Genomic DNA, 12,097 nt, shown 5'->3' with positions numbered 1-12,097 from the left:
GTAAATTGCAACCAAACGACACTCAACTACATGCGTGCCATCTCATCACGAATACCTTTATATGGATTTCATCCCACAGTTAGGGTTTTGTTTGCAAAGCCAGTGGGCTTTTGCGGTGGAAACGGCCCGTTTGGCGGAAAAGCCTGCGATTGTGCAGGAATTTCGGCTCAAAATGGCCTGAGCCCTGCGTATCGGCAGAAAAGCCTGCACTTTTGCAGGAATATTTTGCTGCAGGCGTATTGACGAGCAAAAAGCTGCACTTTTGCAGGCTTTTTGCTCGCTGCAGCACCGTGTGGGGTGACGTCTTGGGTGTTTTTGCAGCAGTTCTGCACGCCGCGCTGCCAAATAGTTGCGCTGCCTTAGCGGGTGCAGCTTTCCAAGTGTCTCAAAAGCGCAGGTTTCTGCGCACTGCCAGTGGTGCCCGTTTTTCGCGCTGCCGGACAGGCTTCCCTTCATGTCGCGGCGTGAGGGGGCCTTTGGGGACGGCCCCTTGGAGAAGCAGCCGCCGCGTCCGAGCGCGGCAGTGCGGCAATTTCGCCCGCGGAGCCGCTTGCCCGAGCCGTTTATCGGTCGCTGCCGGCCGGCATCTTACCCGGCGTAAAAGCTGGCGGGCATACCCTGCACGCCCGGCTTGACCCGGAACACGCCCCCGGCGTGCGGCTGCTCTTTCAGTTGCTCTTCGCTTAACCCGATGCGCGCCGTCGTTATGTACAATTCGTCGCAGCGCTCCCCGCCGAAGCAGCAGGAAGATACCCTGGCCGCAGGGATGCGGACGCAGCCCAGCTTCTCTCCCGTTGCCGGATTCCAGCGCGACACCTGCCAACCGTCCCACTGCGCGATCCACAGCATCCCCTCAGCGTCAACGGTCATGCCGTCCGGGAATCCTTCTCCCTCCGGGATCGACACCACAACCCGAGGATTACCCGGCGTCCCGCTCTCAAGATCGTAATCGTAAGCGACCACCCGCTTCGTCGGCGAATCGATATAATACATCACGCGGTTATCGGGGCTCCAGCCGAGCCCGTTGGATACCGTGACGTTGTCCAGCACCTTGCGGCACTCGCCGTGAATGTCCAGGCAGTACAGCGAACCGCTCGGGCGCTGCTCCGTCATGTCCATCGTACCGGCCCAAAAGCGCCCTGCCGGATCGCATTTGCCGTCATTGAACCGGTTGCCCGGGTTGCCGGTCTCCGGTCCGGCCAGCCGGGTTAACTGCTCCCCCGCCGGGTCGAGCGAGTAGAACCCGTCCTGCAGCGCCAGCACCAAGCCTCCCTGCTCCCGCGGAACCGCCGCCCCGACCAAGTGGCCGACATGAATGGCGCGTTCCTCACCGGTAACGGGATTCAGCGTATGTACGCGCTTGCCCATAATATCCACCCACAACAACTGCCGGGTGCGATGGTCCCATACAGGCCCTTCGCCGAGCGTCGCTTTACCGTCCCATACAAGCTCAAGTTCCTGTCGATAGTGCTGCAAAATCCATTCCCCCGTCATCGTTTTATAGTGAACAAAATGAAGAAATAACCGCTTGTCTCCACTCCAACACTAACATAAATTCTGGAAGGATACGAACAAAAATTTAACGCACAAGCTGTGGTCTTGACCGCTGGCCGGGGCCTTCGCGACGCTAGCTGGGGCCTTCGCAACGCTAGCCGTGGCTCTCGCCGCTGGCTGGGGCTTTCGCGACGCTAGCTTTGGCACTCTCCTCAGGCTCTGGCCTTCGCTAAGCTAGCTGGGGCACTCGCCTCAGGCTGGGGCTTTCACGACGCAAGCTGTGGCACTCGCAGCTGGNCTAGCTTTGGCACTCTCCTCAGGCTCTGGCCTTCGCTAAGCTAGCTGGGGCACTCGCCTCAGGCTGGGGCTTTCACGACGCAAGCTGTGGCACTCGCAGCTGGCTCTGGCCTTAGCTACGCTAGCCGTGGCTCTCGCCGCAAGCTGTCGCCTTCGCGACGCTAGCTGTGACCCTCGCAGCTGGCTGGGGCCACGGCCTGCAGGCTGCGGTCAATGCCCGCAGCCTGCGCGTTTTTTCATCAGCCGGGCCCTAGCCTCAGCCGATGTAAACTTCAATGGCGGCCGCCGTGAATACGTGCCGCCTGTTACCGGCGGGTACGTCGCCGGTGCGCACCAGTTTGCTGCCGCTGGCAGCCTCAAGCTCCCGCCAGCGAGCCAGCAGCGGCGTCGAGAGGCTTTCGCTGATCGGCACGACGACATGCCCGGGGCGGATCAGCGAAAGCGTCAATCCGCTCAGTCCGTCCTCCATGCCGTGATGGGAGGCTTTCCACACGGCGCTGTGCAGATCGGCGCGCCGGGCGAGGCGCGCCCAGCCGGGTTCGACCTGATCGGCGCCGAACAGCACCGCAGACGCCGCGTCTCCTTCCGCGGCGCACAGCCTGTACACCGAGCTGTCGTCGTTGGACAGCTCGAAAAACTCGCAGAGCAGCCCGTCCGCATCGGCGGATCGCCGCTCGTAAGCGCCCAGCGCGGCCTCCAGCATCGCAAGCGCGGGCAGCGGATCGTCCGGCCACGGGTACAGATGCCGCAGCGTATAACCTTCCCGGCTCCAGACGACGCCGGAAGCTTCCTGATCGTACACGCTGCGCCAAACGATCGGAACGCCGCGCTCAAGCAGCAGATCGACCAGCCGGATGTAATGCTCCAGCACCCGGTACGCCCGTTCAACGCCCGGATCGCGTTCCGGCTGTACGACGGAACGGGCCGGCAGATCAAACCGGGCATAGGGCAAAATCGCGCAGCCCACCCCCACCTGCTTGTGGGCCGCAATCTCGAGCCGGTCTGCGCCGTGCCGGTTCATCCAGGCGAGCGGGGTATCCTCCCGCTCGCCCGGTGCGCCGTCGCCTCCGTCGATGAGGGTGAGGCTGCCGGAAGGGAGACGGATGAAATGGGCATCGCCCCATCCGACGTTCAACATGTGTACGCAAGCGCTGCTCATGCGGACACCTCCTTGTGCGGTTCGCTGGCCTCGGCTGCGAACCAGTAAGCTTTGTCCCGGGGGATGCGGATATCGTACGTCCCCTCGGGATGCGGCACTTCGCTGTCCGCAAAAAAAGACTGCGAACCGATGTGAACGATGTGCCTGTACGCGGAGCCCAGGAACAAATGGCCCCGCACGGCGCCGGTCAATACGACCTCGCCGTCGGTTTCGATCGCCTGCAGCGGCTGCGCGCTATGCGGCTGCTCCAGACGCTCGCCGATGCGCGCATCGCCGGCGCGGACGACGAGCCGCTGCTCTTCCTTGCCGCGCAGCAGGCACAGCGTATGGCTCTCGCCGAGGAAGTGAGCCGTGAAATAAGTCGCAGGCCGGCAGTACACTTCCTGCGGCGTGCCCGCTTGCTCGATGCGGCCCTCGTTCATGACGACGACGTAGTCGGCCATCGAGAGGGCCTCCTCCTGGTCGTGCGTCACGTACAGCGCCGTGATGCCGAAAGCTTGCTGAATGCTGCGGATCTCCACCCGCAGCCGCTGTCTGACTTTGGCGTCGAGATTCGACAAAGGCTCATCCATGAGCAGCAGGTCCGGCTGCACGACGAGCGCCCGGGCCAGCGCAATGCGCTGCTGCTGGCCGCCGGAGTAGTGCTGCGGGTGCCGGCGGCGGACTTCGGAGACGTCGATCTCCACCCGCCGCAGCACGTCCAGCACCCGCCGCTCCCGCTCGGCGGCCGGTACTTTGCGCAGCTTGAGTCCGTACGCGACGTTATCGAAAACCGACATATGCGGCCACAGCGCATAGTTTTGGAACACCATCGCCGCGCCGCGCTGCTGCGGGCTCGCGTAGGTGACGTCCCGCTCACCGAAGCGGATAACGCCAGCGTCCGGCGCGAGAAAGCCGGCGAGCGTGCGGAGCAGCGTCGTCTTGCCGCAGCCGCTGGGGCCTACGATCGCCGTCAGGCCCCCTGAAGGCAGCTCCAGGCTGATGCCGGCAATTCCCCGGCTGCCGCCGTAATTTTTGGTCAAATTTTGAAGCTGAATTTGCATCGGTTTACACCCTCCCGAAAGCGCTCAAATATTCGGAGCGCATGAATCGCTGCAGCAAGAGCAGCAGCGCGATGCCCGGAACCATGAGCAGCAGGGCGGTAACGGAAGCAACCTGCATTTCATAGCCCATCGCCGCATTGTACATAAACACCGGCATCGTCAGCTGGAACGGCGCCCCGATCAGCAGGCTTCCGGTGAATTCGTCCAAAGAATACAGGAATACGAGCAGCGCCGCCGCGATCATCCCCGGAACGCTGAGCGGCAGCGTAATTGTGAAGAACGTCCGGCTGCGCGACGCTCCCAAATTGACAGCCGCATCCTCCATCGACAGCGAGACGGATTGGAACACGGACACCATCGTCCAGACGCAGAAAACGACGGCGCCGACCAGATGGATCAAAATAAGTCCGGTCTTCGTGCCGACGAGGTCCCAGCGGTACATCAGCTCCATCGTATTCGTAAAAACAGGAAGCTGCGGGAACGCCTGCGGCAGCAAAAACAGCAGCAGCAGCACCGAACGGCCCGGAACCCGATACCGTGCGATCCAATAGGAGACCGGCACGGAAATCAGCAGGCACACGACGGTGACAACGACGGCAATGCCGAAGCTGAGCGAAAGCGCATGCACCATTTTGCCCTCGAACACTTTGCTCCAGTAGCGCAGCCCCCATTCCGTCGGCAAGGCATGCGGCCAAAACCATTTATGCGCAAAAGACCACAGCGCCAGACTGGCAATCGGGCCCAATATAAAAAACAGCGCCGCCGCATATCCGGCCAACCGCAGCGACAACCGCCCTATGTTCATACTTTCGATACCCTCCTTATATAGTAAACGGCTGCGCCCATGGAAACGATATACGCAATAACGCCGATGGCATTGGCCGCACCCGAATTTTGCTGATAAATAAGCTGATAATACAGATCGATCATCAGCATCTGACGGCCGCCCCCGTCTCCCATCATGGCAGGTATGGAAAAGCTGCCCATCATCGACGTGAACGTCAGCACTGTCACGACGCCGAGCGAGCCTTTGCCCATAGGCAGCAAAATGTCCTTGATCAGCCTGATCCGGCCTGCGCCCATATTTCTGGCGGCATCCAGGTAGCTTTCATTGACCGATCTGTAGGAGCCGAGAATGAGCAGCAGCGCAAAGCCAATATTTTTCCACACCAATGCGATAATAAGGCCCGCGGTCGTAAAAGCGATCGACGGCATTTGATCCGGGTCGAACAGATGAAGCGTCATCAGCCCCGAATTGAGCGTCCCGTGGGGGGCCAAAAACACCCGCATCGCATGGCCGACCACGACAAACGGCACGAACAGCGGAATTTTGAACAAAAACTCGACAAACGGCCGCGCCTGCAGCCGAAGCAGCCCTCCGAGCAGAACGGACAGCGCCAGCAGGATGATGAGGCTTGCGGCCGACACGACCAGCGTAAACCAGATATCCCCGGCGTACAGCCGAAATACCGTTTGGTAATGCTGCCAGGTCCACCCGCCGTCTGCAGCTTGAAGGCTGGCAAGAAAAGATTTGGAAAAAGGATACACAAACAACGCGCCCACCAAGCAGACAGCGGGAGCCGCCCAAGCGGCCCCCAGCCATGCGCTTCGGCCGGACGCCTGCCGAACAGTCTGCAGTTTGCCTGCATCTGCTTGCATTCGTCTTCACCGCCTATGCGTCAGTATGTTCAGTTCGCTTCGTATGCCGTTTGCAAGTCTTTCAAATACTCAGCGAGCGGGAACGATTGGCCGCGTTTGCTGAGATCTTCCGCAGTTACATCCTTGAACAGCTTCTCCTTGCCTTTGTCGCTCACTTTCGGAAGCACGGCCGTGGCATCGATTCCGGGATACCAGCTGTTTTTTTCCACAATGACCGAAGCCTGAATTTCCGGGGAAGTGAGATAGTCCGCATACGCAGCGGCAGCCGCTTTGTTTTTGGCGTTTTTGGTGACGACGACGTACATCGGCTGGCCGGGCAGTCCCGGATCGACGACTTTCAGGCGCATATTCGGATTCAGACGCCCGTCTTCTTTCCACAGGTAAAACATATCCACCCATACGGGGCCCATGTCGATCTCGCCGCGGTTGAGCATGTCGAGCGTGCCGTTGTTTCCGTTCGTTATCGTGACCGGCAAGCTTTTGAGCTCTTTCAGAGCGGCAGGCCATTTGCTTTCCGGGTCGGCTTTGAAAGGACCTTCGCTCAGCGTCTTGTAATCGCCGGTTTTCCAGTATGTATAAGCCGTCGCGAAGGCAACCCCGCTCATGCCGTTTTTCACGCCGTTGTACCCGAAGCGCTTCGGATTGGCCTGAATCCAGTTCTTCACTTCCTCCATGCTGCTTGGAGGCTGCTTGATTTTATCGGGATTGTAGGCCAGCGCCACTTGGCTGTGAAAAAGCGGAATGACGTAGCCGTCGACATTCGTTCCGAGACTGTTCTTGCTGTCCGCGGATACTACGTAAGATTTATTGGCCGACTGAGGCACCCATTTTTCAAGCAAATCGTTGTCGATCAGTTGTTTCATAATGCTTTGATGAACGACCGCCACATCGATGTCCCATTCCGTTTTTCCGGCGTCCTTCTGGGCTTTCAGCTTTTCAAAAATCTTTTGCGAGCCCGCGTCCCCCGGGCCTGTGCCTACGACAGTCACCTCGGCGCCGCTGTGCAGCTTTTTGAATTCGGGAGCGACCGATTTTTCCTGCAGTTCCGTCATGTTCGTGTCCCCGGCTGTGGCGACGCTGATTGCCCCGATCCGGGCGCTTTTGTTCTCTTCTTTCTTCGCCGTCCCGGCCGTTTCCGCCGTCTGAGCCGAACTTGCCTGATTGTCGGCCTTTCCGCAGCCCGCCAGCAGGGAGAGCATCATGATACCGGCCATCGCAATTTGGATTCCTCTACGCATATTCCCCATCCTTGCATTCAAATTTTTTGCCAGGTATGCTGTCTAGACACCCTGTATGTCCTATTATGCAAATGAAGTATTATTCCAATATCATCCTCAGGTTAAGCTTTAGTAAATCGAAGTGCGGGGAAGCGCGGCAGGGGACCGGCGGCCAAAAACAAAAAAAGGCTATCCGCAAGGCCAGTACGGCCCCGGATAACCTTATCCAAATTAAAGCGTGATCCCTTGTGGTTCGGTTTCCTTCCACTTGTAGGTCAACAGCGACGACAGAAATACGAGCGCAAGCCCCTGTCCCCAACCTTGAATCCGTTGTTGCGCAACGCCTTTGTACCCTTCCGCATCCTTCATAACGGCCGTGCCGGCGGAAACTCCGGTTACGGTCCCGTTGGCGCTTACGCGGTTCAGCACACCGCCCGCCGCTTTCTGAATCTGCCGGTTGTACAGCGGGGAACCGACAGCTTCGTTGAAACGCACCAGACCTGCCGCCAGGCCGGCGGAACCGGACGTCTCGGTATATGCGGCAGAATCGTTCAGAACCGTATGCCACAAGCCGTCGTCCGCTTGAAGGCGGACCACCGCGCTTAGCTGGTCTCTGAGGGAATCGTATATTTTCATATAGGACGGATGCGTAACTTCCACGGAAGCCAAAGCTTGGCCCATCGTATAAGCAGCCCAACTGTTGCCTCTTGCCCAGTATACAGCCGACATATTGTTCAGCCCAATGTTGTCCCAACCGTGGTAATACAAATTCGTATCCGCATTTTGCAAAAATTGCTCATGACCGTGATATTGCAGCAGACCGTCTTCCAAATAATCGTTGCGGCCCAGCATCGTTCCGATCCGAATGAGAAAATACCCTGCCATAAACATCGTATCCACCCATGCTTGCTCCGGAAAATCATAGTTTTGCGAAACCGTATGCTGGAAAATGCCTCCGGCAAACCGGACGGCATCATGTTTCAAATGCTCGGCCATCTTCACTGCAGTCTCCAGATAGACTTCCTTCTTCGTCGCTTCATACAAACTGAGCAGAGTATGGCCGATGGATACGGCATTGACGGTCAGCGGCGGAATTCCTTCTTCCAACTGCTCGTCCACCCATTTTATCGTCATATTTAAATAGGCTTCGTTCCCGGTAGCTTCGTAAGCGCGGCTAATTCCGTAAAAAGCGACCCCCGCCGGCCAATCCCAAGTAAAATCCATATGGCCCGTTCTCTCTACGATGAGATCCATAACGTGCCGGATCTTGGATTCGTCGATTTGAAGCAATGGCATAAACATCTCCCTCTCTATTTAAGGTTGTCCCTCCTCCCGGTACTGTCCCGGGGTCATGCCTACCGCTTTACGAAAAGAGCGGATGAAATTGGCGGCGTTGTTGTACGTCAACCGTTCGGCGATTTCGGAAATTTTCATATTGCTCGACTTCAGCCACTTCTTCGCCATTTCAATCCGGTATTGAGTCAAATATTCGCCGAAGTTAACGCCGGTTTCTTGGCGAAACACCCGGCTTACATAATGAGGATGGGAATTGATCCGCGAAGAGCACCCTTCCAGCGTCAGCTCCGAGTCGAATTCTCTCTGAATCATGTCGATCACGGCTGCGGAAATGTGCTTGAATTGGGACTCGCGCCTGCTGCCGAGCTCCAGAACGAACGGAGCTACAAACGTAGTCCAAAACCACTGCTCGATTTCTTCCACCGACCGCAGCTTGAACAAGGACTGAATGAACGAGGCTTCGTCCCGGTGAATAAGCGCCGTCGGAATGGAAAATTCCTGTCCGAACCGGATCAGATCGACCAACAGACGCAGCAAAAACAACTGGTAGTCCTGATGCCGCATATGGTGCTGGTACAGGCCCCCGATAAATTCCTTCAATAACTGCGCGGACTGCTCCGGATTGCCGGTCCGCATAGCATCGAACAAAGCTTGCTCGCTTTCCTGCGGAAACGAATACAAGCTGCTTTTTTGTGGCTGTACGTCGTCGATAAAAAGGATCGACTCCTCTCCCAACCCCACTCTGTATTTCAGCGCGGTTACCGCTTCCTGAAACGCCTGCGGCGCCTCGGCCATTAAGGTAAAGGAGCGGCTGATCCCCATGCTCACCTTGATATCCAGGTACTCATAAATCGCTTTTTGAATCGTATCGGAGAGCGAAAAAATATGTTCCCGGAAGTCAGCCTTCTTCTCTTCCTGCGAGCCGATGATCGTCACTTGGCAATCCGCCGTTACAATGGGCACAAGCCTGTGCTCGAAAGGAATCAATTCGCCGACGATATTGCTGACGGCAAACATCAGCAGGTCCCGGTCCGACTCTGCATACCGGGTATTTTTCAGCGTGTCGATCTGCACGGCGAGGACGGCCATGACAGGCCAGCGGTGCTTGATGCCGTACAGCCCCAATTTGGCTTCGAATTCGGCCGGCTTGATCGTGCCGTGAAACAATTTTTGCACGAAAAATTCTTTCAACTGCACCTGCTGCCCTTTCAGCTCGTTCATGAGCAGGGATTGGCTCTCAATTAAATAATCGACCCGTTCGCCGATGAACTGCAGGTCGCCGCTCTTGTGCCCGTCGGAAGCGGAGACCGCTCCTCTCGTAAGCGCGGTGTAAATGGACTGGATGGGACTATACATTTTTTTCGACCCTAACCAGGCGAGAATCAACGTGACCAGCAGGATGCCCATGCACACCAGCAAAGTAAACCAGCCGATAATTTTGTTATGCTCGTTGATCTCCACGATCGACGCGACGGAGACGTAGTTCCAGCCGTTATAGAGCGATTTGCGGTAAGTGACGGCCACTTTTTCGCTTCCCATGGAGGCTGTGTATTGTCCGTCCGCGTCCCCGCTTGCCATGACCGGTTTCAAGTAGGCTTCATCGGCCCAACTGCTGCCCAGCAACGCGCGGTCCGGGTGTCCGATGACGTTGAAGTCCCGGTCCAGGAGAAAGGTGCTGCCCTTCTTGCCGTTATGCAGCGTAACAAGTTCCTTCAACGCTTCCGTGGACAGCTCGACGCAGACGAGCCCTTTCGGATTCATAGCGTTGAACGGATACTTTTTCACGAAATAGATCGATTGCAGCGGGCCTCCGGCCGTATTTCCGCGTAAATCGCTTGTCCAGAAAGAGCCTCCCGGCAAATAAGAGAACGCTTCCATTCTGGCTTTAAAGCCAGGAACGCTGTATTCGTTCACCCCGCTGCTGCTGACGATCCAACGTTTGCTCATGCTGTACAGGTAAACATCCTTGATGCCGAGCTCATACGTCTGAATTTGCGCGATTCCCTGGAACAGCTCATGGACCAGCTCAAAATCCTTGTTTGAAATTTCATTGTCAAAGGCGGATGTGACAGCCGGCGATTGGAGCAGCTGCGTGGCGGAAGTGTCCACGGTTTTGAGAATTTGCTCGACGCTCATCTGCGTTTGCTGCAGCAGCTGCTTGTTGCCCTCGTTGACTTTCTCCTGCACCGTCCGGGACGAGTTCCAGTAAGCGAACGTACCGAGCACGATAACCGGAATCGTACCGATCATGACGGAAAACAGCATAAGTTTCAACAAGTATGAGGGGGGTCGGGTAAGTTTCATTCAGCCTCCATTACAGGTTCCCTAAAATACTCTTCAAGTTTACATATAAATTTTCGAAATTGCCATTACGTTATTTATTCGCGGTCTTCGCGTACTCGGCGTTGATTTCCTCCATAACCTTGCCGCCTCCGCTTTGCTGCCATTTATCAAGCGCCTGCTTCCAGCCGGCCTCGTCGATCGAGCCCATGATGAATTTGACTGCCGCGTCATCGATAATTTTGGAAAGCTCTTTCCCCTTCTCGATCTCGGTATTGGAGATGAACGCAGCGGCAGGGTTAGCCAGGGCAATGGCCGCGTTGTCCTGATAAAGCTTATCGCGGAGCTTCTCCAGCTCTTTGCCGTAGCTGACGACTTCATTTTGCATCACCATAAACTGGTTGCCGTCTACGATTTCCGCTTTCGCTTTGGGATCGGAGTTCGGCTGGTAATTGCCGTTCTCCACCGTGAACTGCTTGCCCTCGATCCCGTATTTCATCAGGTTCTGCACGTCTTTCCCCGATACTTTGTCAAAATAAGCGAGAATTTGCTTGAATTCAGCTTCCGTCTTCACGCTCGTTTTCGGAATCATGTACACGCCCAGATAGCCTGCTCCTGCGCGTACCCGTTCGCCTTTCGGACCGGAAATGCGGTTAATCAAATTAATTTTCGCTTTCGGATCGATTTTTTTGATATTCTCGTCAATCGTTACGCTGTCGTGCATATTGCCGATCCAAAGTCCGGCTTGCGCCTTGTTCATCACTTGCCGGCCGTCTTTGACGATGGCGAAGTCCTGATTGATTATTTTTTCATCATACAATTTCTTGTAAAACTTCAGCGTATCCAGGTAAACGGAGGTCAAATGCGCCGGGACGAGCTTGCCGTCCTTCAGCTCCCACTCATTCGGACCGCCCAGGAAAACCATAATATCTTTAAAACCGGCGAGCGTGCTGCCCTCCATTCCCATGGCCAGCCCGATCGTATCCGCTTTGCCGTTCTTATCCGGATCGCCCGTCGTAAACGCCTTCAGCACGTTGTAAAGCTCTTCCATGTTTTTCGGAGGCTTCAAGCCCAAATTATCCAGCCAATCCTGGCGGATCATCAAGCCGTAACGCGACAGATCGCGCTCGCGGTAAACCCCGTAAATTTTGCCGTCTATGGAAATGTTCTTAAGCACGATGTCCGACATTTTGCTCAAATTCGGGTAGTTTTTCAGATACGGGCCGACTTCCCAGAACATTCCCGCGCGGGCGGCGTTCACAATGAATGAGGCTTTCGGCTCCCAACGCGACAAACGTCTTGGGCAATTCGCCGGATGCGACCGTAGCGCTTAATTTATCCGAGTAAGACGTCGAGGGTACCCAGGTCACCGTAAGGCGGGTGTCCGTTTTGTCCATAAGCTGTTTCAAGACCGCGCTGTCCGCCGGCATTTGCTCAGGGTTGTATGAGGGCAGCATCATCGTAAGATTGAGCGGCCCCTGCTTCCCGGCAGCGTTCGAGCTTCCTTGCGGACCTGCAGCATCCTTGCCGCCGCAGGCCGAAACGGCTAAAGCTAATGAAGCGAGTAATGCGGCCGACTTCAGCCCGATTTTCTTTTGCCGGATTCCGTTCATCTTTTTCATCTTGGTATAATCCTCCCTTGTATTCATGGG

At 56.6% G+C, this 12,097-nt stretch carries 11 protein-coding genes; 1 reads left to right on the top strand and 10 read right to left on the bottom strand.

The genetic code is table 11. The features are described from left to right. On the top strand, nucleotides 1–243 hold a 243-nt coding region (locus tag AC0LWT_RS05680), incomplete at its 5' end, for a hypothetical protein (protein WP_474680240.1). 345 nt (nucleotides 244–588) lie between these two features. Here the strand turns inward: AC0LWT_RS05680 and AC0LWT_RS05675 are convergent. The 10 genes from AC0LWT_RS05675 to AC0LWT_RS05630 all read right to left on the bottom strand — a co-directional run bounded on the left by AC0LWT_RS05675 (nucleotide 589) and on the right by AC0LWT_RS05630 (nucleotide 12,067). Next, nucleotides 589–1,476, bottom strand: a complete 888-nt coding sequence (locus AC0LWT_RS05675) for an SMP-30/gluconolactonase/LRE family protein (protein WP_474680239.1) — start codon at nucleotides 1,474–1,476, stop codon at nucleotides 589–591. A gap of 571 nt (nucleotides 1,477–2,047) precedes the next feature. After that, the gene (locus tag AC0LWT_RS05670; RefSeq protein WP_474680238.1) at nucleotides 2,048–2,743 is read right to left on the bottom strand and encodes a hypothetical protein; all 696 of its coding nucleotides are present in this window, start codon (nucleotides 2,741–2,743) and stop codon (nucleotides 2,048–2,050) included. A gap of 203 nt (nucleotides 2,744–2,946) precedes the next feature. Continuing rightward, complete coding sequence (locus AC0LWT_RS05665) at nucleotides 2,947–3,993, bottom strand: ABC transporter ATP-binding protein (protein WP_474680237.1); 1,047 nt, start codon at nucleotides 3,991–3,993, stop codon at nucleotides 2,947–2,949. Nucleotides 3,994–3,997: 4 nt separating this feature from the next. Then, nucleotides 3,998–4,798: an ABC transporter permease gene (locus AC0LWT_RS05660; RefSeq protein ID WP_474680236.1), complete on the bottom strand. Its 801-nt coding sequence runs from the start codon at nucleotides 4,796–4,798 to the stop codon at nucleotides 3,998–4,000. After that, nucleotides 4,795–5,652 carry an ABC transporter permease gene (locus tag AC0LWT_RS05655; protein ID WP_474680235.1) on the bottom strand — a complete coding sequence of 286 codons (858 nt, stop codon included), beginning with the start codon at nucleotides 5,650–5,652 and terminating at the stop codon, nucleotides 4,795–4,797. Before AC0LWT_RS05655 ends, AC0LWT_RS05660 begins: the two co-directional genes overlap by 4 nt. Nucleotides 5,653–5,681: 29 nt before the next feature. After that, nucleotides 5,682–6,890 carry an extracellular solute-binding protein gene (locus tag AC0LWT_RS05650; protein ID WP_474680234.1) on the bottom strand — a complete coding sequence of 403 codons (1,209 nt, stop codon included), beginning with the start codon at nucleotides 6,888–6,890 and terminating at the stop codon, nucleotides 5,682–5,684. A 210-nt stretch (nucleotides 6,891–7,100) separates the two neighbouring features. After that, on the bottom strand, nucleotides 7,101–8,165 hold the full coding sequence (locus AC0LWT_RS05645) for a glycoside hydrolase family 88/105 protein (protein WP_474680233.1): 1,065 nt from the start codon (nucleotides 8,163–8,165) through the stop codon (nucleotides 7,101–7,103). 18 nt (nucleotides 8,166–8,183) lie between these two features. Continuing rightward, entirely contained in the window at nucleotides 8,184–10,469 is a 2,286-nt protein-coding gene (locus AC0LWT_RS05640; protein WP_474680232.1) for a helix-turn-helix domain-containing protein, read from the bottom strand. Between the two features lie 70 nt (nucleotides 10,470–10,539). Further along, a complete protein-coding gene (locus tag AC0LWT_RS05635; protein ID WP_474680231.1) occupies nucleotides 10,540–11,706 on the bottom strand; it encodes a type 2 periplasmic-binding domain-containing protein in 1,167 nt (388 codons plus the stop codon). Then, entirely contained in the window at nucleotides 11,615–12,067 is a 453-nt protein-coding gene (locus AC0LWT_RS05630; RefSeq protein ID WP_474680230.1) for a hypothetical protein, read from the bottom strand. The genes AC0LWT_RS05635 and AC0LWT_RS05630 overlap by 92 nt, the downstream gene beginning before the upstream one ends. Between the last annotated feature and the right edge of the window lie 30 nt (nucleotides 12,068–12,097).

The organism is Paenibacillus sp. sgz302164, assembly GCF_056120505.1.
The sequence above is the reverse complement of the archived record's forward strand: the minus strand, read 5'-3'. Positions and strand labels throughout refer to the sequence as shown.